18 protein-coding genes and 1 other annotated feature are annotated in these 22568 nt (G+C 32.1%); of the genes, 6 read left to right on the forward strand and 12 right to left on the reverse strand.

Annotated elements, in window-relative coordinates; all coding sequences use genetic code 11:
* Positions 1 to 8: 8 nt before the first annotated feature.
* The gene (locus bsdtw1_RS15085) at positions 9 to 2672 is read right to left on the reverse strand and encodes a DEAD/DEAH box helicase (protein ID WP_183278384.1); all 2664 of its coding nucleotides are present in this window, start codon (positions 2670 to 2672) and stop codon (positions 9 to 11) included.
* Positions 2673 to 3220: 548 nt separating this feature from the next.
* Between bsdtw1_RS15085 and bsdtw1_RS15090 the strand changes: the two genes are divergently transcribed.
* A complete protein-coding gene (locus bsdtw1_RS15090; RefSeq protein ID WP_183278385.1) occupies positions 3221 to 4588 on the forward strand; it encodes a metallophosphoesterase in 1368 nt (455 codons plus the stop codon).
* A 161-nt stretch (positions 4589 to 4749) separates the two neighbouring features.
* Here the strand turns inward: bsdtw1_RS15090 and bsdtw1_RS23630 are convergent, their stop codons facing one another.
* Positions 4750 to 4875, reverse strand: a complete 126-nt coding sequence (locus bsdtw1_RS23630) for a hypothetical protein (RefSeq protein WP_280514149.1) — start codon at positions 4873 to 4875, stop codon at positions 4750 to 4752.
* 221 nt (positions 4876 to 5096) lie between these two features.
* Here bsdtw1_RS23630 and bsdtw1_RS15095 point away from each other — a divergent pair, with 221 nt between their 5' ends.
* Complete coding sequence (locus bsdtw1_RS15095) at positions 5097 to 6692, forward strand: xylulokinase (RefSeq protein WP_183279825.1); 1596 nt, start codon at positions 5097 to 5099, stop codon at positions 6690 to 6692.
* A 102-nt stretch (positions 6693 to 6794) separates the two neighbouring features.
* On the opposite strand, the gene bsdtw1_RS15100 is transcribed toward bsdtw1_RS15095, so the two are convergent.
* Together bsdtw1_RS15100 and bsdtw1_RS15105 are read right to left on the reverse strand one after the other, a co-directional pair.
* The gene (locus bsdtw1_RS15100) at positions 6795 to 8243 is read right to left on the reverse strand and encodes an amino acid permease (RefSeq protein WP_183278387.1); all 1449 of its coding nucleotides are present in this window, start codon (positions 8241 to 8243) and stop codon (positions 6795 to 6797) included.
* Positions 8244 to 8430: 187 nt separating this feature from the next.
* Positions 8431 to 9198, reverse strand: a complete 768-nt coding sequence (locus bsdtw1_RS15105; protein WP_183278389.1) for an SDR family NAD(P)-dependent oxidoreductase — start codon at positions 9196 to 9198, stop codon at positions 8431 to 8433.
* 235 nt (positions 9199 to 9433) lie between these two features.
* Between bsdtw1_RS15105 and bsdtw1_RS15110 the strand changes: the two genes are divergently transcribed.
* Complete coding sequence (locus bsdtw1_RS15110; RefSeq protein ID WP_183278391.1) at positions 9434 to 10627, forward strand: sensor domain-containing diguanylate cyclase; 1194 nt, start codon at positions 9434 to 9436, stop codon at positions 10625 to 10627.
* A 166-nt stretch (positions 10628 to 10793) separates the two neighbouring features.
* Here bsdtw1_RS15110 and bsdtw1_RS15115 read toward each other — a convergent pair whose 3' ends face one another.
* The 5 genes from bsdtw1_RS15115 to bsdtw1_RS15135 all read right to left on the reverse strand — a co-directional run bounded on the left by bsdtw1_RS15115 (position 10794) and on the right by bsdtw1_RS15135 (position 15326).
* A complete protein-coding gene (locus tag bsdtw1_RS15115) occupies positions 10794 to 11885 on the reverse strand; it encodes an MBL fold metallo-hydrolase (RefSeq protein WP_183278392.1) in 1092 nt (363 codons plus the stop codon).
* A 237-nt stretch (positions 11886 to 12122) separates the two neighbouring features.
* Positions 12123 to 12797, reverse strand: a complete 675-nt coding sequence (locus bsdtw1_RS15120) for a hypothetical protein (protein WP_183278393.1) — start codon at positions 12795 to 12797, stop codon at positions 12123 to 12125.
* A gap of 258 nt (positions 12798 to 13055) precedes the next feature.
* Positions 13056 to 13670, reverse strand: coding sequence for a sugar O-acetyltransferase (locus tag bsdtw1_RS15125; RefSeq protein ID WP_183278394.1), 615 nt, complete (start codon positions 13668 to 13670; stop codon positions 13056 to 13058).
* Between the two features lie 294 nt (positions 13671 to 13964).
* A complete protein-coding gene (locus bsdtw1_RS15130) occupies positions 13965 to 14849 on the reverse strand; it encodes a PHP domain-containing protein (protein WP_183278395.1) in 885 nt (294 codons plus the stop codon).
* A gap of 30 nt (positions 14850 to 14879) precedes the next feature.
* Positions 14880 to 15326 (reverse strand): GNAT family N-acetyltransferase, encoded by a 447-nt coding sequence (locus bsdtw1_RS15135; RefSeq protein WP_183278396.1) that lies wholly within the window; start codon positions 15324 to 15326, stop codon positions 14880 to 14882.
* A 377-nt stretch (positions 15327 to 15703) separates the two neighbouring features.
* Between bsdtw1_RS15135 and bsdtw1_RS15140 the strand changes: the two genes are divergently transcribed.
* On the forward strand, positions 15704 to 16591 hold the full coding sequence (locus bsdtw1_RS15140; RefSeq protein WP_183278397.1) for a helix-turn-helix domain-containing protein: 888 nt from the start codon (positions 15704 to 15706) through the stop codon (positions 16589 to 16591).
* Between the two features lie 244 nt (positions 16592 to 16835).
* On the opposite strand, the gene bsdtw1_RS15145 is transcribed toward bsdtw1_RS15140, so the two are convergent.
* From bsdtw1_RS15145 to bsdtw1_RS15155, 3 genes are all read right to left on the reverse strand, one after another.
* A complete protein-coding gene (locus bsdtw1_RS15145; protein WP_183278398.1) occupies positions 16836 to 18605 on the reverse strand; it encodes an alanine--tRNA ligase in 1770 nt (589 codons plus the stop codon).
* A 55-nt stretch (positions 18606 to 18660) separates the two neighbouring features.
* Positions 18661 to 18918, reverse strand: a binding site (T-box leader).
* A 164-nt stretch (positions 18919 to 19082) separates the two neighbouring features.
* Positions 19083 to 20000, reverse strand: coding sequence for a DMT family transporter (locus tag bsdtw1_RS15150; protein WP_183278399.1), 918 nt, complete (start codon positions 19998 to 20000; stop codon positions 19083 to 19085).
* 253 nt (positions 20001 to 20253) lie between these two features.
* Positions 20254 to 20499 (reverse strand): hypothetical protein, encoded by a 246-nt coding sequence (locus tag bsdtw1_RS15155; RefSeq protein ID WP_183278400.1) that lies wholly within the window; start codon positions 20497 to 20499, stop codon positions 20254 to 20256.
* A gap of 472 nt (positions 20500 to 20971) precedes the next feature.
* Here bsdtw1_RS15155 and bsdtw1_RS15160 point away from each other — a divergent pair, with 472 nt between their 5' ends.
* Both bsdtw1_RS15160 and bsdtw1_RS15165 read left to right on the forward strand, forming a co-directional pair.
* On the forward strand, positions 20972 to 21520 hold the full coding sequence (locus bsdtw1_RS15160) for a VanZ family protein (RefSeq protein ID WP_183278401.1): 549 nt from the start codon (positions 20972 to 20974) through the stop codon (positions 21518 to 21520).
* A 266-nt stretch (positions 21521 to 21786) separates the two neighbouring features.
* Complete coding sequence (locus tag bsdtw1_RS15165) at positions 21787 to 22443, forward strand: class I SAM-dependent methyltransferase (RefSeq protein WP_244638175.1); 657 nt, start codon at positions 21787 to 21789, stop codon at positions 22441 to 22443.
* Positions 22444 to 22568 lie beyond the last annotated feature (125 nt).

Raw genomic sequence — 22568 nt, forward strand, 5'->3', positions numbered from 1 at the left:
TAGTCCTCCTATTCCACAAGATCTTCATATCTTCTTTGTAACTTATTTTTTATATTACTTCTATCATCAGCAGTTTCTTCAAGTCTTACTTTTAATCGAAGACCAGAAGGAGCATCTGTATGAAAGGAGATAATATTTATTATACTTTTTCTATTGGTTTCTTCCATTGCCCATTCTTTATAAAAAGCGTTCTGTAAAACTAAGGTTAACGTACAATTATCTATCTCTACCTCAGTAATTGTGCTTAAAAACTTTGCAAATGAATCTCCATTTCCCTGCATATATTCACAGAAGTCTCGCCATTTTTCCTTAAGCTCATTAAATCGAAATTGTTTATTAATAAATGTTGATGGAGCATATTCAATAAGCTTAACACCCTTCGGAGCTTCAATTTCTTCTAATAAATTCTTCAGCCCCCACAGGACCATTGCTTTATCCAATTTATAATCACCAATGCAAGCAGCACAACCACCTTCACATGTGCATCCACCTACCATCTTAATTGCAGCCTCAACAATCTGTGCAGTTAAATCAAATACTTTTTCTGCATATCCTAGTCCACCTATATATTTATCATAAACAAACATATACACTTCATCATTAAAATTTTCACTTATTTCTATGGCATTGTTAGACATTACAACTCCCATGTCCTCCTGCTCTGTCATAGTAGACATCATTGCTGCATTTTTAATAGCATAACACAAACCCTCAAAATGATTATTTCTTATGATCATGCCATTTTGACTCTCCTGCAACAATCTTCTATATACCGTAACAACATTATCCGGAATCCTTATCCAAGCACTTTCCGTATCAAAATCCTTGGATAATGGTTTTTCTAAATGTTCAAACCCTAAGTTTTGGTGATTGTGAAACTGCAATTTTTTATACATATACACTACTTCATTAACATTTACATCACCAAATGCAACCTTCACACGGTTATACTCCATATCCTTATTGCCTTGAATAATCCTTATATTTGTATTGGCTCCTGGCATCGTATAATAGTTTCCATTAAAAGGTATGCAAAATGCAGTTTTACTTTCTAAATCAAGTTTGATAACCTGATACTGAATTCCATCATGCATGTAAATAGCTCCATTATGAATCTCACGGAAAGCCTGCATTTCATCCATCTCAGTAATTTCTTTATTATTCTCTTTATTAATGAGTTTGTATCGAAACTTATCAATATTTCTTAAACTAAAATCTCCTGCTGGAAAGGAATTACCGCTCCATGCAAACTTTCCACTCTGATTTGTCAATTCCTTTGCTCTTATTAAAACAGGAATTGTTTCTCCGAGATCAGGAAAAACCGAGATATCATCCAAGGTCAATGGTATTTCAGCAGCTGCAGCACGTATGTGTGCCAATTCTATCAGAAGATTATTCTTATCAATTACTGCATTTTCACTTCCACTTTCAAAAAGCCAATCAGGATTAACCCCTATGTACTGATCAAAAGGCAAACTATCAAGAATCAAATAATTGGAGCTTTCACTTCCACTTCTACCAGCTCTCCCTGTCTGCTGCCAAAAAGACGCCCTAGTTCCTGGATATCCAACAAGCACTGTGGTATCAATCTTACCAATATCTATACCTAGTTCTAGGGCGTTGGTAGAGATTAATCCCCGTAAAACTCCGGTAATCATCTTGTTTTCAATTTCCTTACGCTCTAATGGGGTATATCCTCCCCTGTATCCAGATATTTTATCTGCTAAGGATGCTCCAAAAAAGTTTTCCGTTTGTAATTTATCTCTTGATTCTTTTAATACAACTTCCACATTTCTCCTTGACTTTGCAAAAGCAATAAAACTATTGTCATTTTCTACTAAGTCAGGTATTAAATCAGCAGCAACAGTTGTTGTCTGAACTTGCCCATAATATTTTTTATCCTTGCCCATAATCTTCGGAGGCTGTACAAGCATGTACTTCCTTTTTGCAGCTGGTGAACCATCCTTATGTACTCTAGTAAATTTTTGTCCACAGATTTCTTCTGCAAGTTCAACAGGGTTAGCTATAGTTGCTGAACTACATAAATATTGTGGTGATGAATTATAGTATCTGCATACTCTTCCTAGTCTCCTAAAAACATTTCCTAGGTGTGAACCAAATGCACCTCTATATGTATGAAGTTCATCAATTACTACATACTTCAGATTGGAAAATATAAAATCAAACCCAAACTTACTATGATTAGGTAGAAATGCAGCATTTATCATTTCTGGATTTGTTAAGATAATGTTAGCATTTTTTCTGATTCTGCTTCTTTCATTTACAGTGGTATCTCCATCATATACTCCTGCTGAAATCCTATTTTCTCCGAAATATTCTAAGTAAGGCAGGATAGCACGGTATTGATCACTTGCTAGAGCTTTTGTAGGATATATAAAAATTGCTCTTGCAAGTGGATTTGATAAAATCTCATTAATGACTGGCAATAAAAAACTAAGAGTTTTTCCACTGGCTGTTGATGTTGTTATTACAATATTATTACGTTCCATTGCCTTTTCAAACATTTCTGCCTGATGACAATATAGTTTATCAATTCCTTTTTCAGAAAGATATGAGCATATTTCCTGTGACAAGCTGCTTGGAAAATCTGCATACCTTGCTTCTCTTTTAGGTATTGTCTTATTGTATATAATTAAATCATCTATATTCATTAAAGCTACTCCTGTTCTAATAAATTACAAGTATATGTACATCAAATTATTCATATTAATTATAGCCCAAAGCATACATAATTACATCTCAGTTCATTAAGAAATGCTGTATATAACTTTACAACATCCCAAATGCTATTTTTATGCTTTTTAGTATTTCGATTCCTATGGCTCAAATTCTAATTATCTCGTTTTTTAACTTGTTATAATCTAATAAATTTTCACCTTATTAAATTTTAAAGGCCAATTAATATCATGTTTAAATAATATAATTTAAAGCTTAAATGAAACTTAAATATATTTGAAATCCAATTGATTTTTACTTGCAGCAACTATATAATAAATCCACGATATATTAATAGACAAGTATCTTAAATCTCTATACTTGACGCTCTCATAAAGATGTACTACTTCGATCCGAAAAGTATTTTCAAAACTCCTCTGGGTTCTGAGAGGAAAATTTGAAAATATAAATTTTATCACGACGTGGTACATCCATAGTAACGTAGAAAGTAATAAAAAATAACATATTAGAGGATGGCGACTATATGAATATTTCAAAAGTGTATAAATTAATTATTTTAACCACTGTTGTTTTCGTTTTAGCCGGCTGCAGTAGTTCATCTATAAATCTAAAAAAAGATTATAGAATAAAATCTAGCAAGGATATAAATTTTTATATAACTACTGATTTGCATTATTTATCTAAGAGCCTCACAGACAATGGAGTAGCCTTCCAAAAATTTGTTGCTTCAGGAGATGGTAAAGAGCTTGAAGAAATAGATCCAATAACTGAGGCATTTACTTCAAATATCAAAGTTAAAAAACCAGATATACTTATAATTAGCGGCGATCTTACCTCCAACGGAGAAAAGCAAAGCCACCTAGATTTAGCAAAAAAACTTAAGACTATCGAGGAAAGCGGCACTTCAGTATATGTTATCCCCGGAAACCATGATATTTTAAATCCTTATGCTAGAGGTTTCAAAGGAGATAACCAGTATGTTACAGACTATATAACCGCTAAAGATTTCAGCCAAATATATTCTGATTTCGGTTATGATGAAGCAATATCAAAAGATGAAGATTCCCTAAGTTACCTCGCCACTCCAAGTGAAGATGTCTGGCTCTTAATGCTTGATACCAATAAATATAAGAGTAATGTTTCTCTAGGAGCTCCACAGTTAGGCGGTGAACTATCCTCTAAAACATTAAACTGGATAAAAAAATGCAGTGACTTAGCTAAAGAAAAGGGAGCCAATATAATAACTGTAATGCACCACAACATTCTAGATCATAGTGAGATTGTACGTAAAGGATTTACTATAGATAACAACGAGACAGTTCTTAAGAATTTTAAGGATAATAATTTAAATCTAGTTCTGAGTGGACATATTCATATCCAAGACATAGCTTCCGACAATAAGGATAAGCCTGAACTGTACGATATTGCTACAAATTCGTTGGCCACTTATCCCCATCAATACGGAATACTTAAGTATTCTGCTCAAGATAACAGTTACACTTATAATACTACTAAAGTAGATGTAGAAGGCTGGGCAAAAAATAACGGGATAGTAGATGAAAAGCTTAACAACTTTACCAAGTATTCAGAAGATTATTTTGGAAACTTTGCTTATAATATGATTTCTAAACACTTTACTGTAACAGATAACTACTCAGATGCTGAGATAAAATTAATGTCTGAAACTATGAAGACCTTAAACCTAAGATATTTTGCAGGAACTGAAAATTTGAACTCTAAGGATGTCATAAACTCTGAAGGATTTAAACTTTTGACTAATTCCTCGGAAGGTTTCTTTAAAAATTATGTTCAAAGCATATCAAGCGATAAAGATACCGATGATAATAATTTATACATAAAAATTCATAATAATTTCTCAAAGTCTAATTGAAAAATTCAATATGGTTTGAGGCAATTTTTTAAAGTTTTACCTAAAACCATATTGATTAAATGTTTTTTTAATAGTACAATAACACTATGAATTGTACGTACAAAAGACTTATTTTGTATGAATGTTATTTTGTTACAACAATATAAAAGGTGTTTCCTACTTTAAGTAACTATTAGAGTATTAGATAATGTTTCATCTGCTTTATCGCTATCAAACATTATATTAATTATTTGCGAAGTCTTATTAATAATAAACACCTGCAATCCTAAAGATATAAGTTTAATCATAGAGTTGTTCATCTAAAGAGCATTGGATGAAGAACCACTTAATTTAAACATGATGCTTTAACAGCATCTAATTTAATAATTTCGCCTATAATTGTACGTACATTATGTATACGATTTAACGCATCAAATATTAAATTCAGCTTTCAAAAAGTTTCTAATAAAGATTATTTAAATATTAATATTACAATATTTTAATGGAGGAATAAAAATTGAGTAATACAATGAATGATATTAAAAATTCCATTATCAACGGCAAAACAGTACTTGGCATTGAACTTGGTTCTACTAGAATTAAAGCAGTCCTACTTGGAGAAAATAACACACCTATAGCCTCTGGTAGCCATGACTGGGAAAATAGTTATATAAACAACATCTGGACCTACAGCTTAGATGAAGTTTGGACAGGTCTACAGGACAGTTATCAAAAGATGGCCAACAACGTAAAAGAGCAATATGGTGTACCCCTTCAAACTATTGGCGCAATTGGTTTTAGCGCCATGATGCATGGTTACATGGTTTTCAACAAAGAAGGTGAGCTTTTAGTACCCTTCCGTACATGGCGTAACACTATTACTGAAAAGGCGTCTGAAGATTTGACTAAAGTTTTCAACTACCATATCCCTCAAAGATGGAGTATCGCTCATCTTTATCAATCTATCTTAAACGGTGAAGAACATGTGGCTGATATAGATTTCCAAACAACCTTAGAAGGATATGTACATTGGAAACTTACAGGTGAAAAGGTTATAGGTATCGGAGAAGCTTCAGGAATGTTCCCTATTGATATAGAAACTAAAAACTACAACGAAAAAATGGTTGAACAATTTGATGAATTAATTGCTCATAAAAACTTCTCATGGAAGTTTAAAGATATCTTCCCAAAAGTTTTATTAGCAGGTGAAAATGCTGGTGTTCTTACTGAAGAAGGAGCAAAACTATTAGACGTTACTGGCAACTTAAAACCAGGTATTCCACTTTGCCCTCCAGAAGGCGATGCAGGGACAGGTATGGTTGCTACTAACAGCATCGCACAGCGTACAGGTAATGTTTCAGCAGGAACTTCTGTTTTTGCAATGATTGTACTGGAGAAAGATTTATCAAAAGCATATGAGGAGATAGATTTAGTTACAACTCCTACTGGTAATCTAGTAGCTATGGTTCACTGCAACAACTGCACATCAGATCTTAATGCCTGGGTTGGATTATTTAAAGAATATTCTGAGGCAATGGGTATGGAAGTCAACATGGATAAACTGTTTGCAACCTTATATAATAAAGCCCTTGAAGGAGATGCAGATTGTGGTGGTCTACTGGCATATAACTATTTTTCAGGTGAACATATAACTAGTTTTGAGGAAGGGCGTCCATTATTTGTACGTACTCCAGAAAGTAAATTTAACTTAGCTAACTTCATCCGTGTACATCTATTTACTTCTTTAGGAGCACTAAAGACCGGCCTAGATATTCTTCTTAAAGAAGAAGGAGTTAAGGTTGATGAGATGCTTGGCCATGGTGGATTATTTAAGACTAAGGGAGTTGGACAAAAGATTATGGCTGCTGCTATAAATGCTCCTGTATCTGTTATGGAGACTGCCGGAGAAGGTGGAGCATGGGGAATTGCAGTACTTGCAGCCTATATGCTTAATAAAGCCGAAAACGAGACCCTAGATGATTATTTATCACAGAAAGTGTTTGCAGGAGAAGTGGTTACAAAGATGTATCCAGATGCTAAGGATGTAAAAGGCTTTGACGAATTCATGAAGCGTTATACCAATGGACTTCCTATCGAAAGAGCTGCTGTTGATAACCTTAAATAATTAATAAAGCTAGTACACAAAACCAGTATTTTTTATATAGAGCTAAGGAGTTCTCATTTATTTTAGTAGACTCCTTGCTCTATTTTTATAGATTTAAAATTACTAATCAGTGCTATTTTCATCCTTACAATTATTCTCTTCTGTCAACTCTTCAGATAATTCTACTCCAAGCTTTCTACGATATGCTTTAACATTCATGTTATTATCTGCTGTCTTTCCTACTCTAGAACTTCTAATAAACTTCATTACAAAATATGCAGCGGAATATACTACAAGCATTACAATTCCGGCAACAAGACCTGATCCCTGGCCTGAAATAAAAGGCATACTTAGTATGATAATTATCATACTAACTAAGGTAATCCAAGAGGTATAAGGATATCCAGGCATCTGACACTTTCCTTCTGGCGGACAACCGTGGATTCCACGTAATTTTATTTGGATACCTAGAATTACTACATAAGTAACTAGAAGTGCAAAGCTGCTTGAACTTATCAAAAACAAGTACATTCTTGGAAACAAAAGCCCCAGCCACAATGCTAATAACATTGAAAAACCTGAGAATAATATTGCACGGTATGGTACATCTGTTTTATCCTTTAGCCACTTTGGTGCTTGCCCTTCATCTACGAGAGATCTCATCATTCTACCAATTCCAAACATAGCTGCTAGGGATGCTGACAATATAGCTGTAATAAGCACTAAATTCATAACAGAACCAGCCCAGCCCATTCCAAATCTATTAAGAGAAGCCACCATAGGACTGATTTTTTCACTTAGCTCAGATGTTGGAATCAGCGGGAGCAGTGCAAGTGTATATAACACATATAGTCCAACTAGCCCAAACACTGTATTTCTAATTGCCTTAGGAATTGTTTTTCCAGGATCAGCGGTTTCTGAGGCAGCTAATCCGATTATTTCAAAACCAGCATAAGCAAACATAACTATTAACATACTGCCTGCGATACCCTTTATTCCACCTGGAGCAAAAGCCTCTCTTCTTAATTCTCCCACTCCCACCGCTGATATCTTCGTAATTCCACCTAATATTAGTAATACAGACATCATAATAAATGCAACTATAGCTAACAATTTTATCGCTGAAAGACTGCTTGCCACCTTGCTCAATCTATGTGCACCTAATAGGTTAATAAGAGTAACTGCTATTATTATAAAACTCCCCAAGAACAAAACAGATATATTAGGAAACCACTCACTTAATAAAATTGAAACAGCAGTAGCCTCACTAGACATCGACAAAATCATTCCAGTCCAATACATCCATCCAACAACGAATCCAACTCCAGGACTTAAAACTTGCCCTGCGAAGGTATGAAAAGAGCCAGAATGCGGACTTGCTACAGTTATTTCAGATAAAGCATAGAGTATAAAATAAACTAATATTCCTGCTAATATGTAAGATATTATAATAGAAGGTCCTGCTGCATTTATAGCTACTGCTGAACCAAGAAAAAATGAGCCTCCTATAACAGTTCCTAGTGCCATCATCGTAAGATGCCCTACAGACAATCCTTGTTTTTTCTTTTCCATAATATAGTCCTCCAATATGAAAGTTGTATCGCAACAATAATATTATCTCTAAAGGAGGAGAATGTATTCTCATACTACATAATATTGATTTGTCTTTGCACGAAATATGTTTACATCCATATTTTTTTGTTATAAAAATAGAGCTAATCAGTTTTTATTTGCTAAAAAACTAATCAGCTCTATTTTCTTACTTTTCTTTATGAACCACTCCAGCAGTAGCTTGATGAGTTGGTGTTACTGTCACTTCACATATTTGTACATGTGCAGGCACAGAAGCAGTATAAAGTATTACATCTGCTATGTCTTCAGCTGTTAATGGCTCAATTCCTTTGTAAACAGCATCTGCTTTTTCTTGATCTCCATGAAATCTAATTACACTAAAGTTTGTCTCTACCATACCAGGTTGTATGTTTGTTACTTTTATAGGTGTGTCAACTACATCCATTCTCAAGCCGTCACTGATAAACTTTACTGCAGCCTTTGTAGCACAATAAACAGTACCTCCTGGATATGCAACTATTCCAGCAGTAGATCCTATATTAATTACATGACCTCTTCCATTCTTAATCATGATTGGAACTATCTTTCTTGTAAGATATAGAAGACCTTTGATATTAGTGTCTATCATAACATCAAAATCATCAACACTTTCTTCATGAACCTTTTCAAGCCCTTGAGCAAGACCTGCGTTATTAACTAATATATCTATATTTCTTAAATTTTCAGGCATACTTTCAAAAACATTATCAATAGCTTTCTTATCACGAACATCTAACTTATATGTGTGAACCTCAACTTGATATTCTTTCACTAAGCTATTTTTCAAATTATCAAGCTTCTCTATATTCCTTGCACAAAGAACAAGAACCGCCCCTTCTTTTGCAAATCTTACTGCTGCAGCTTCACCTATACCACTGCTAGCTCCACTTATAAAAACTATTTTGTCTTTTAACATTTCTTACACCTCTTCTTAAACTGATTTGTTTCCCGTTCTGATAATACATGCTTAACAAAAGTAACTGTTAAGTATTATTCTAATAACACAGGAAAGAAATTGCAACACTCTTGCTAAATACTCGCCTTAATAACTAGGAATTAATAAAATAGCTGATGTATGTACTTTCTTTTATAAAAAAAATATGAGATTATTAAATGGATAAACTTTTATAACTTTACAAAGGAGAAATTAAATGAATTCTTCACATTACAATATTGCAGCAAATTTTCTAAGAGAAGTTTATATTGAAACTGACAATAACTATATAACAACCTTTGTTAGTCCGAACTGCTTTAATCTATTAGGTTATACAGAGCAAGAACTACTTGGTAAAAACATCAGTGATATACTTTCAAAAACACCTCAAAGCCATAAGCCATTTACTAATATAAAGATATCTGCCAAAACAAAAACCGGCACCTTGATTCCAATAGATTTAGCGGGATCTCCATTACTTAATGAAAATAATGAAATAATCGGCTTTAGATTTTCATTGATTGATATATCACAATACCTAAAGTTTGATGAAAGTGAAAAGACTCTCAACAAGATGTTTGAGCGTTCCAAAGATATCATTTATAGAGCAGACTTAATTCCAAATTTTAAATTTACATACATTAGCCCTTCAATAAAAGAAATACTAGGATATACTGCTGAAGAACATTTAATAAATTCCAATATTCCTTTTGAGATTGTTCATCCTGATGATTATCATATCCTTACAAAAAAATTAACCAATAATATGGATTTTACTAAACCGTTAGCTACTAGATATAAACATAGAGATGGGCATTACGTCTGGCTAGATGACTATTGTATCCCTATATATGATGATAATGGCACACTTATAGCGATAGAAGGCTTTAGTAGAAATGTTACCCATCAAAAGCAATTAGAAGAAAAACTAGAAAGATTAAGTTATTATGACGGGTTAACTGGCGCTTACAATAAGCATTATCTTGAGAAAGAGATACATCTCTTGAATACAGAGACTGATACTTCTATCGGAATTATATTCTGTGACCTCGATAATTTAAAAATAACCAATGATAGTTACGGTCATGCTTTTGGAGATAAATTAATAGAAAGCACTTTCAATATTTTAAAGAATATTTTTACAGAAAACTCTGTTATCGCTAGAGCAGGCGGAGATGAATTTATAATAATTATAAAAAACACCTCTATTAATAAAGTTAAAGAGTTATATATCCAGTTATATGAATCAATAGAACAACAAAATAAGTACAGTACAGATATTCAAGTAAAAGTTTCAATAGGCTATTCTTTTTCAGATACTTCCATAGGGGTTATAAGAGATTTTATTACTATTGCTGATAAAAATATGTACAAGGATAAGCAAAGAAAAAAGAGAAGTTTAGATAACTAATGAATATGACTTTTTATCATCCTGCCAAATATAGTAACCGTTAAGTTTTATTTTCATTATACGGGAAAAAAATTGCAATCCTAAAAAAGCTCGTTGAAGCAATCTTCTTCAGCGAGCTTTTTTAACGTATCTGCCTTTGCCAATGCATATGAGGAAAACCTACTTATTAATCCCACCATGAAGAAAATTGATTATTTAAATCTGATTCTATTATTACAGTTTCACCAATTTTAGGTACTATTAAATTTACACCAGATTTCTTTGCCTCTTCTACTGCTCGCTCTACTGGTTCTTTCCAACCATGAAATGCTAAAGTAAAAGCTCCCCAATGCATTAACATCATATTCTTCCCTTTTACATTTACATGAGCTTGAACAGCTTCTTCTGGTATCATATGCACGGATGACCAACGCCTATCATATTGAGCTCCTTCTATTAATGTAATATCAAAAGGACCATATTTTTCTCCTATTTTCTTAAAATGCTCACCATATCCACCATCTCCGCTAGTATAAAAACTTATATGTTTTCCGAAGATAGCCCAGCCTCCCCACAAGGTTGTGTCTCTATTAAAAATCCCTCTACCAGAAAAGTGTTTAGAAGGAAGAAATGTCACTTGTATATCTTGGAGTGTTGCTTCCTGCCACCAATTAAGTTCTGTAATTTTTTCTTTCTGAACACCCCATCTTACCAAATGAGCGCTTACCCCTAAAGGTACAAAAAAGTGTCCCACCTTATTTTTTAATTTAATTATAGACTGATAATCTAAATGATCGTAATGATCATGAGTAATAAAAACAGCATCAATAAAGGGCATTTCATCAAGGATACTAGACATTTTTTCACTATATCTATATCTCTTGCTCCCCGCAAAAGAAACTGGAGAAGCAATTTGCCCTAGCATAGGATCTAAAAGCAACTTTTTATTATCTATGCTAAGTAAAAAAGCCGAATGTCCAAACCAAGTTAGGCTATCTTTTTCACTATTGATCTTTTCCCAATCAATAACAGACACGGGAATTTCAGAAGCTGGATTTCTCTCATTGTTATTTTTTATAGAATCTCTAAGCATAGAAAAGATGTCAGTCACTCCCATACTCATTTCTGTTTCACTCTCATTAATGAATTTTCCATTGACGTAATTATTAAAATGCTTGTAAAGTTCTTTATTCGGTCTTCCGCCGAAAACCGGATTTAAGTTTACAAACAATGCTATAGCTATACATAATAAAATTAAAAAAACAAATAAATATATCATGCTTTTCAAGCTCCTTTCCATCCATAAATATACATCTTTTTATGTCAGTATATCAATGTATATGAAAAAAGTATAGAAGAACTGTCATTACAATATAACGTAGTCTTAAGACATCTAACCTAAGATAGCTAGTGATAAAGCCGCTAAAGAATATCACTTTAGCGGCTTTTTGATTACCTGTCTTCACAGATCCATATAAGGATAATATATTTAAATTTCCCCTTTTAAAGAACTATTCTAATTTTTAATATAATTTAATAATTCTTTTGCATCCTTCAGAGGTCCTATTGGACCAGCTGAAGTAGGAGTAAAAATAGCCATCTTGCTATATTGACCGTCTAACGGAAATACTATAGCGTTGTATACTAATTTACAATCAGACTTGTTGTCTTTTCCATACTTCCAGTTCATAGTTATCTTACTGGTATATATGAATTCTACAACATTATTGCTTTTTTCCTGCTTTTCTATATCTCTACTGCTTATAGAAGTTTTATAAATATCATTTGCACTTGTAACTCTTGCTTTTATTAGCTTTACAATCTTATCAAACTTCTTGTTCTTTTTATCTATAACTGTTTGTTTTCCTTTATTATAATACACTATCTTATCTGGAACTTTAATTAAATCTTCTACATCACTAGTTCCAGTTGTAGTATTTGCTTTAGGTGCTGTTGGCGCATTTACTTTAGCGTCTGTTGTACTATTCACTTTAGTATCTGTTGTATTATCAGCTTTAGTATCTGTTGCATTATCCACTTTCGTTTCTGATGCCTTATTATCCTGGCTTGTACTACTATTAGAAGAAGTGCTATTTTTTGAAGTTTTTGCACTGCAGCCATAAACAGTAAAAATCATCATGCAAATTAGAATAGAACTAATAACTCTGGTTTTTATAATACTTTTATTCATTTTAATTTTTCCCCTCACTTAATATACTCATATGACACAGAATTCAAATTATCCATATTCAAATGGTTATTGTTAAAATTTTACAAAATATTTCTCTTCAACTACAATAACAATATTTTACTATTATGTCAACTTCACTATTATCCATTTATATATACGAAATTATTTATAAGCCTTATCTAAATAAAAATAAGATGCTCATTGAGAACACCTTATCTTTTAACTCTTAATTTTTAAACTTTTTATAATTAGTTGAACTTACTCGTTATAATCCTCAACATCAAACTCATAATTTTTATAATAATATTTACGATCTTCTTCTGTAATCTCACGAATTACCTTACATGGATTTCCTACGGCAATAACATTATCAGGTATATCCTTCGTTACCACACTTCCAGAGCCAATTACAACATTATTTCCGATATGAACTCCAGGGTTTACAACAACATTTCCCCCAAGCCAAACATTATCTCCTATTGTTATGCCAATACCATATTCATAACCTGAATTTCGTGAATCAGGATGTAATGGATGACCAGCTGTATATAGTGAAACATTTGGTGCAAATTGTGCGTTCTTACCAATAACCACTTTACCAACATCTAATATTGTTAAATTATAATTGGCGAAAAAATTATTGCCAACTTCAATATTTTTACCATAATCACAGTGAAATGGCTGCTCTACAACAATGTTGTCCCCAGTTTTTCCTAGTATATTCTTAATTAATCGCTCTATTTTATCTTTCTCATCTGGACTCAATAAATTGTACTCATGTACCTTTAACTTATTTTCCATTCTTTCTTCTGAAAGTCCATCTAACCAAGCTTTATATGGCAACCCTGCTAACATTCTTTCTTTTTGATTCATTTCTAAATTCTCCTTTTCTACCAGTGTACCCTTATTTTTATTAACATGTAATTTACTATTGTGGTCTACATCATATTCATACAGTATCTCTTCCCTTAATTCTACTGTTATTATACAATTTCCCTTTGTATTTATAGAAGAACCACTTCTTAATTAAATTTATATTTTTAAATTCTCCTCTCAGAACCCAGATGAGTTTGGAAAATAGATTTCAGATTGAAGCGTTTCATCTTTATTTCTTAATTTTTCATTTCTGATTTATGCGTATTAGATACAAAGTTCCTGTGATCAAACTTAATTTATACCAACCTTTAATTCTGCTATTATTCTCTCTTCATTGTGCTCACATTCCGTTCCACCTAAAGATATACTAGGTTTAGTTTTCCCATGAAAATCACTTCCACAGGTTAAAAGCAATTTATGTTTCAATGCAAATTCTTTATAAAATGCTACTTGTTCTTTATTATGATAGCTGCTATAAACTTCTATGCCCTTAATCCCACAGGCAATGATGTCTTCTAATAGATCTACTTTTTCCTTAACATTATTCCCTGGGTGAGCTAAAACTGGTATGCCTCCACTTTCCTTAATGATTTTAACTGCTTCCTGCAAACTTATGAACTTTACTTCAACGTAAGCAGGTTTACCTTGAGCACAATAATCCCAGTAAAAATTCACATAAGGATTATCACTCCTAGATCCGTTTTCATAATAAGGCTTAAGTAGTGGATTTTCATGAGCCTCATCAAACATCATAGCAGCTTCAGCAATCATTTCACCATTAACTACGCCATTTCTAGATAATGAAGTAATCACTTCATCTGAAAAATCTATGCCCAGTTCTCTTACTAATCGCATTCGCTCTTTTGATGCAGTTTGTTCTTGTGTAATAATATTTTCTTCAATCTCATGGAATATTTTTTCATTATAATCTATACCATACCCCAAAACATGTAAATTCACCTTATCAATAGAACAATCCAGTTCTATTGCAGGAATAATTTCAATATCTTTGCCAATGCAATACTCTTTTGCTTCCACTATTGCTCTTACAGAGTTATGGTCTGCAATTGAAAAATATTTTATGTTTTTATCTAAGCAAAAATCTACTAACCTCTGGGGCTTAAACTCCCCATCATCACTGTAACAAGAGTGCATATGCAAATCTATATAACTCATCTTTGCTATCTCCTTTTTCCTATTCTTATTTTACAAATAATACGCCAATGCTACTGCGTCATTTTGATAATCATGAATTTCCTTAAATCCATATTTTAAATAAAAATGATACCCTACAGAATTTCTAGAACTTGCATAAAGCATCATTGTTTCAAATTCTTCACTTATAAGTTGTTTTCCTAATGCGTCTAATAGCTTGTGCCCAATCCCCTGCCTCTGATGGCCAGGCAGTATATCAATATGAAAATGTACTGGATGATTATATACTACTTTATCTAAGGCTAATAAAAAGCTTTCAAAAAACTCAATATCTTCTGGTGATAACTGCTTTAGTCTTGGATAATATATTTGATTCATCAATTGTTTATATCGAATATAATCTGTATTACAGATTACATATCCTATAGGCTTATCCTCTTTGTCAGTTGCCACCCATATATGTTCTGGCTCCTGTTCTGTGAAATAATCATTGAACATAACACATACACCCTCAAGTTTGTTGTCATTTATCTTGTAATCATCCCATGCAGTTTCCTTACATATTGTCCTTAGATAGGGTTTATCATCATAACGATATTTTCTTATATTTACATTATCATTTTTAATAATAATCTACCTCCCAAGCAAAATTCTCCAATCTCTTTCTTATTTAACTTATAATATAATAATATTCTGTAACCCTTCATAATTATATAAAAATAGTTTTATTTTTTATAACAATCGTATATAGATTTATACTAAGATAATGAGTTAAAATCGATATATAACTACTAAGTATATATAGCTTAGGTTTGAATGGACATGCTAAATTTTCAAAAATGTCCTGAAAATTTATAACTTTTGGAGGAAAACCTATGTTGGAAATACAATTATTAAGTGATAATTCAGAAATTGTTTCATATAATTTCACTGACTTTCCTATTCGTGCAAAGCAAGCCTTACTTTCAGACTACCCAAATATGACTGCTGCAAATCATTGGCATAAGGATTGGGAATTCACTCTAGTTTTAAAGGGAAAAATGTCTTATTACGTAAACGGAAAAGTCTATAAAATTCAAGAGGATCAATGTATTTTCGTAAATTCCGAGCAGATGCATTATGGCTTTTCTGCAGATGGTTCTGACTGTGATTTTATCTGCATACTGATACACCCATACCTGATTTCTACTATTGAAAGAATTAGGGACGCTTATGTACTTCCAATATGTACAGATGCTTCACATCCATTTTTCATATTGACTCAAGAAATATCTTGGCAAAGAAACTTGATAGACATGCTAGAACAAATATATAAATTATGTGATGAGGAACAAGATGGTTTTGAGTTGCAGCTAATGAGCCTCCTACATTCATTATGTTATAGACTTCACCAAGATATGAAAAACAATATGTCCACTAATGAAAATACTGATAATAAAAAACTGGAAGCTATGCATAACATGATAGGTTTTATACAGAAGAATTATCAGAGAAAAATATCTCTAAATGAGATCGCCACTGCTGGAAATGTATGCCGTAGTAGTTGCTGTGATATCTTTCAATTAATTTTACATAAGACTCCAATCTCTTATCTAACAGAATATAGACTAGAAAAAAGCATCGAGCTTTTAAATATTCCTTCACTTTCAGTTACTGAAATAGCACTCCAATGTGGCTTTAACGGCTCCAGTTATTTTACGGAAATATTCCATAAAAATTTTGGGTTTACACCAATGCAATATAGAAAAAAGAAACTTAGTTGAACTTAATCTACAAAAATACTATTGTTATATTTTTATAGAACAATCTTATAGATTAAACATTTATCTTTGACTATAATTACAGCAACAAATGGTCTTAAAGAAGTTATGAACTTACATGGGATAATAGAATAGTTCGAGCAAAGTAAAAACAACCTCTATGAAAAATTATAAAATTTAGATAGAGGTTGTTTTATTTTTTATAGCCACAAACTTATTTCACTTTTTTAAACTACGCAGTCTTTCATTATCCTATAGTAGCCTTAATTCTTCTTACTCCAGATGATGAGCTTTCTTCCTTAAATATTTTGAAACTCTTTAGCTCAGATGTATTTGAAGCATGAGGCCCCCCACATATTTCTTTGGAGTATCCAGGAATGGTATATACCTTTACAATCTCCCCATACTTGCTTTCAAAAACTCCAATAGCACCGTCTGCTCTTGCTTCTTCTAAGGTTTGTTCAGTACATACAACATCTATTCCTTTTGATATAGCCTCATTTACTATTTTTTCTACCTGTTCTAACTCTTCCTTCGTCAGCTTTCTTTCAAAGGAAAAATCAAATCTCAGCCTCTCTGAATTGATATTACTTCCCCTTTGATATACACTGTCCCCTAGCACTTTTCGAAGTGCAGCATTTAATAAATGAGTAGCTGTATGAAGCTTAGTTGTTCTCTCGCTATTGTCTGCAAGTCCTCCTTTGAACTTTTCAGCAGCACCTTTTCTAGACTTTTCTTGATGCTCCCTAAACTTTTCTTGAAAAGCAGATATATCTACATTTATCTTTCGTTCAGAGGCAATTTCAACAGTAAATTCAATTGGAAATCCAAAGGTATCATATAATTTGAAAGCTAAATCTCCACTTAAGCTATTGCCCTCCTCTAATTTAGAAAAATATCTCTCAGCCATCTTTAAACCGCTATCTAGAGTTTTTGAGAATAATAGATATTCCTTTTCAAGTTGCTCTAAAATAAACTTTTTATTTTTAACTAATTCAGAATATATATGGCCATAATTTTCAATAATTACTTCAGCAATACTGCAAATAATATTGCTATCAATTCCAAGTTTTTTAATTAACCTGATGGTACGCCTTATAAGTCTTCTTAATATATATCCTTGTTCAGAATTTGATGGTGTCACTCCCTTTGGGTCTCCCAAGATAAAGGTTGCTGCTCTCATATGATCACTGATTATACGAAAGGTCTCTTTGTTATCTTCTGTATATTTTATACCTGTAAGACTTTCTATCTTTTCTATAATAGGTTGAAATAGTTCTGTTTCATATACATTGTTATAGCCATTTAAAATCGTTAGTACACGCTCTAACCCCATTCCAGTATCTACATTTTTCTGTAGAAGCTCAGAATAAGTTCCGTCTTCATTCTTATTGTATTCCATGAAAACATTATTCCAAATCTCCACATATTTTCCACAGCTGCATGCAGGTCCACAATCTTCTCCACACTTTTCTTCACCCATATCATAGAAGATTTCTGTATCAGGACCACATGGCCCAGTTTTTCCTGCAGGTCCCCACCAGTTCTCATCTCTACCATAAAAATAAATCTGTTCTTTCTTAAGCCCATTTCTAATCCATATCTCTGCTGCCTCTGTATCTCTCGGTACTAGAGAATCACCTTCAAATACAGTGACTGCAAGTCTTTCTACAGGTATATTTAAATACTCTGTAAGAAATACATAGCTCATTGTAATAGACTCTTCCTTAAAATAATCTCCTAGAGACCAATTACCAAGCATCTCAAAAAAGGTTAAATGGGTATCATCCCCTACCTCATCAATATCACCCGTTCGAACACATTTTTGAACATCAACTAACCTCTTTCCCTGTGGGTGTTTTTCTCCTAAAAGATAAGGAACAAGGGGATGCATCCCTGCTGTAGTAAATAGTACGCTTGGATCATTATCAGGAAGCAGAGATGCTGAACCTATTGCTTTATGACCTCTCTTCTCAAAAAACTCTACATACATTTTTCTTAATTCATTTGCCTTCATTTTAACTCTCCTTTACTTATGAAAATAAAAAAGCCCTAAGCTGAATAAACTTTCAGCCTAGGGCGAACTATACAATCCGTGTTACCACCTAAATTCAGAGATTAACTCTGCACTCTGCAAGTACGAGGTGCTCAAAATGCAACCTGATACTAGTTTCCTTTTAACGGCAGAAAATCCGAAGAAGCCTACTAAGATCTCTCTTTTCGATTCACAGCTCAGAGACTGCTTCAATATAGCTTTCGTGAAGATTTCCACCTACCTCTTCTCTCTGTGACTACAGCTTATATCTACTATTTCTCATCATAGCCTTTAGGTTTTTAGTTGTATTAAAATTACCACAAAAGGAAACCAATGTCAATATATAAGAACTGAGTTAAGGTAGAAAATATTACTGCTTATATATTATCTTTATTAAACACTTATTATATTTAATCTCCATTTCAACAATAGACCTTACTATAAGGATATGATATACATCTATTCAATGGCACTGTGTTTTTCTATATTGTACACACCAAGTAAAATTATCAAAGTACCTATTAATTGAATCACTCTTATTTCCTCATTGAATATAAGAAACCCAGATACGATAGCCGTAGGCACTTCTAAGTTACCAATGACAGAGGTATTAAAAGATCCAATACGTTTTATAGAATAATAAAATAGCATTAGAGGTAAAAAAGCACATAACAAAGATAATATCATTATATAAATATAAGCCTTTATCGGCAGATTTAATTCTAAGCCCTTAGTAGGCAATCTATATATACAAAGAAAGATCAAAGAAAATAGCATAGAATAAAATGTTAGACTTATTGAATTAATATCCTTAAGCTTTTTAGATGAATACACATTCATAAATCCAAAACATGCAGCTGCTAAAATACCGTAAACTATACCTGTGGTTGAATATGAAAAAGGTAAAATTCCAATAACCATTGTACAGCCAATAAATATGGCAATAAGTAAAATAAAGCTCTTAATCGTAAACTTATTCTTTTCAAAAAACACTGAATATAAATAAATAAAAATTGGTGATGTATACAAAAGCACCGTAGCTATCCCTACTGGAAGATAGTAAAACGACTTATAATAAAACACCGTCATAAAGCAGTCACCTAATACACCAAGTACCATTAGCCTTAAAAAATCTGTCTTCCCTACTTTTAATGTTTTAATATTAAATATTGATAATGGGATAAATAGTAAAATCACAACAAATGTATATTGTAATATTATAAGATCGATAGATTCTATATTAAAAGAGAATATAAGCTTAATAAGAACCCCTGCAAGTCCGAATAAAATGGCTGAAAGTATAGAAGTAACGTAGCCAAGTTTCATTAGTATAAACCTACTTTCTATAAAATAATTTAATTCTAATAGCTCACTCATATAGATTCTCCTGTATAACCAATTAACTCTAATAATATTCGTAAACATAATCTAAATTAAAAATTGAGTTATACCGCCTTTAATAAATTATCATAATGTAGATTAAGTATCAAGATAGTCCTTTAATAACTTAAAAATCATCTCAACAATATTCTTAAATACAACTAAGCAAAAAAACTGGTTTCCATTCAAAACAGAAACCAGCTTAGCTACCTAGTATTTTTCAAATTATCCTGACATTAGATTCATCTTATTAGACCTTTTTATCTAATAACAAACCATGACCAACATCACCATACATTAAGGCTGTCTTAACTTCTTCTACATAACTCTTATGAGCCATATAATCTTCCTCGTTTTTATTCTCAGCAGCTTTACCATCCTTGTTACGCCACTGTTTTTTCTTTTTAAGAAGAATATTCCTAAACTTATAATCTTTCTGTATGACACGGACTTTAGATACTGAAATAATACCTTCTACTTTCTTTTCATCAGCCATACATAAAACTCCTTCCTTGGATATTTAATTAGGTCTTTCTATTATAATTATCGTAGAAAAAATATATAGATGAAGCACTTCATATTAAGAATATTATTCTTTAAGATACATTCAAGTTATAAAAATAAGCCTCACAAACCTTTTGATATCATTAGTGATAATCTTTTCATCATAACCACCCTTTTTCATATTATTAATGTATTTTTAGTAATTAAGAAATTTGTATCCCTACTTTATGACTATAATTTCTCAAAACTACGTTGGTAGCATTCTTCTTATAACTCTTTAAAAGAAAAGGTTTAACCCATCTATATTTATAAAAGTGTAAGTGATCGATATCAAAGATATGGTATAATAATCACGCTATTTGAAAAAATCACATAAAACTGTAAATCCAAAATAAATCTAATTAGATTATTTATAAACTGAATTTCGGTGAATAAGCCGGGATGGAATGAAAAATGGAGGTATTATGAATAAACGTGAAAAATTTAAAACAGTCTTTTTATATGGTGTTTTCATTTGTTATGTACTTTTTTTAGTTAAATTATTGATTCTATCAAGAGTTTCGCTTTCAGATCCGTTTAATAGCCAAAGCACTTCATCGAGGTCAATCAATCTCATTCCTTTTCATAGTATAAAGGAATATATATCTGGTAGCACTGAGAATTTAAAAAGATTTGCTTTTAGCAATGTAGTTGGAAATATCGTTATTTTTATTCCCCTCGGTGTATATTTGCCATTACTCAAGAAAGATAAAAGAGTAATAAACAATATATTATTTATTTTCATCATGAGCTTACTTGTTGAAATCATTCAAGGGATTTTAGGCATCGGAGCATCAGACATTGATGATATAATTCTAAATTGTTTGGGTGGATATATTGGTATTTTAGGTTATAAGTTTTTATTACTTATATTACGAGACGAGAAAAAAGTACATACAGTAGTCACAATACTCTCTGCCATAGGATTACCTGCCCTATTATTTTTATTATTCATGGTGAAATTGAGGCTCTAAATATATTTATTGCATTTAAGTTTAATATAGCTTCATTTTTAAAGCCTTTCTGCTAATGATGCAGAAAGGCTTTTCTAATATTTGTATAAGTTTTCTAGCCTAAAGTATTTAGTTCCTTCTGTAAAGCCATACTTAAAGACTTTTATATTTGGAAATAAATTTATCTACTCTATCTTGTAAAATATTTGTATTTATTCAATTATCTAATATATAATTAAATAAATAGAAAACTATTCTATTTAGAAATTTAAAATATGAGGGGGTAAATGATAGTGCTTAAAGTGGAAAATATGGATGCACATTTTAATAAATGTGCTTCAGATTATGACAGAAACTTTTATGAAGATCTTGGTATGGGTGAGTTCTATGATGAAATTGAGAACCAGTTCAACATATGCGGACAACCTAAAAACATTTTAGTCCTCGGCTGTGGTACAGGATTAGAAATAGAAAGAATTAAATATTCCGCAACAGTTACTGCCATAGATATTTCTCTCGGCATGCTAGAACAGCTGCTGAAAAAGGACTTGCATCCAAAGGTGACCTTAAATACAATTTGTGGTTCATATTTTGATGTTCCTTTTGCTGAAAACAGCTTTGATCTTGTGCTTTCAACTTATTCCCTGCATCATTTTAACATAGAGCAAAAAACTAAACTCTATAAAAAAATATATGATTGTTTGAAAATAGGTGCGTATTTCATAAATGGTGATACTGTTTGTAAAGACAAAGATACAGAAATTAAGCTACTAAAAAATGCAGAAGATTTATATAGAAATCAACAAGCTCCTTTTGGAACTATTCATATTGATGTTCCTCTTGCCTTAGATACTGAGCTCACTCTCCTTTGTGATATAGGTTTTAATAATATTTCAGTGGAGAAGAGATGGACTAATGCTTCGCTAATCAAGGTGGTAAAGTAGAAATTACTAATATGACTACATTTACTGCACTTTGTACGTTATTGTGTAACACCTCTTATTTATAGATAAACCGGTTCCAATATGAAATAGTTTATTTGAAGATGAGCCACTTCTATCTGAAATCT

This window comes from Clostridium fungisolvens, from assembly GCF_014193895.1.
GTDB classification, from domain to species: domain Bacteria; phylum Bacillota; class Clostridia; order Clostridiales; family Clostridiaceae; genus Clostridium_AR; species Clostridium_AR fungisolvens.

What these genes read in the sequence shown, in the direction of transcription:
- bsdtw1_RS15085 (WP_183278384.1), bottom strand. Translation starts at nt 2,672, where the DNA reads ATGAATATAGATGATTTAATTATATACAATAAGACAATACCTAAAAGA.
- bsdtw1_RS15120 (WP_183278393.1), bottom strand. Translation starts at nt 12,797, where the DNA reads ATGAATAAAAGTATTATAAAAACCAGAGTTATTAGTTCTATTCTAATT.
- bsdtw1_RS15095 (WP_183279825.1), top strand. Translation starts at nt 5,097, where the DNA reads ATGAATGATATTAAAAATTCCATTATCAACGGCAAAACAGTACTTGGC.
- bsdtw1_RS15130 (WP_183278395.1), bottom strand. Translation starts at nt 14,849, where the DNA reads ATGAGTTATATAGATTTGCATATGCACTCTTGTTACAGTGATGATGGG.
- bsdtw1_RS15090 (WP_183278385.1), top strand. Translation starts at nt 3,221, where the DNA reads ATGAATATTTCAAAAGTGTATAAATTAATTATTTTAACCACTGTTGTT.
- bsdtw1_RS15135 (WP_183278396.1), bottom strand. Translation starts at nt 15,326, where the DNA reads ATGTTCAATGATTATTTCACAGAACAGGAGCCAGAACATATATGGGTG.
- bsdtw1_RS15145 (WP_183278398.1), bottom strand. Translation starts at nt 18,605, where the DNA reads ATGAAGGCAAATGAATTAAGAAAAATGTATGTAGAGTTTTTTGAGAAG.
- bsdtw1_RS15125 (WP_183278394.1), bottom strand. Translation starts at nt 13,670, where the DNA reads ATGAATCAAAAAGAAAGAATGTTAGCAGGGTTGCCATATAAAGCTTGG.
- bsdtw1_RS23630 (WP_280514149.1), bottom strand. Translation starts at nt 4,875, where the DNA reads ATGATTAAACTTATATCTTTAGGATTGCAGGTGTTTATTATTAATAAG.
- bsdtw1_RS15165 (WP_244638175.1), top strand. Translation starts at nt 21,787, where the DNA reads ATGATAGTGCTTAAAGTGGAAAATATGGATGCACATTTTAATAAATGT.
- bsdtw1_RS15150 (WP_183278399.1), bottom strand. Translation starts at nt 20,000, where the DNA reads ATGAGTGAGCTATTAGAATTAAATTATTTTATAGAAAGTAGGTTTATA.
- bsdtw1_RS15155 (WP_183278400.1), bottom strand. Translation starts at nt 20,499, where the DNA reads ATGGCTGATGAAAAGAAAGTAGAAGGTATTATTTCAGTATCTAAAGTC.
- bsdtw1_RS15100 (WP_183278387.1), bottom strand. Translation starts at nt 8,243, where the DNA reads ATGGAAAAGAAAAAACAAGGATTGTCTGTAGGGCATCTTACGATGATG.
- bsdtw1_RS15160 (WP_183278401.1), top strand. Translation starts at nt 20,972, where the DNA reads ATGAATAAACGTGAAAAATTTAAAACAGTCTTTTTATATGGTGTTTTC.
- bsdtw1_RS15140 (WP_183278397.1), top strand. Translation starts at nt 15,704, where the DNA reads ATGTTGGAAATACAATTATTAAGTGATAATTCAGAAATTGTTTCATAT.
- bsdtw1_RS15105 (WP_183278389.1), bottom strand. Translation starts at nt 9,198, where the DNA reads ATGTTAAAAGACAAAATAGTTTTTATAAGTGGAGCTAGCAGTGGTATA.
- bsdtw1_RS15115 (WP_183278392.1), bottom strand. Translation starts at nt 11,885, where the DNA reads ATGATATATTTATTTGTTTTTTTAATTTTATTATGTATAGCTATAGCA.
- bsdtw1_RS15110 (WP_183278391.1), top strand. Translation starts at nt 9,434, where the DNA reads ATGAATTCTTCACATTACAATATTGCAGCAAATTTTCTAAGAGAAGTT.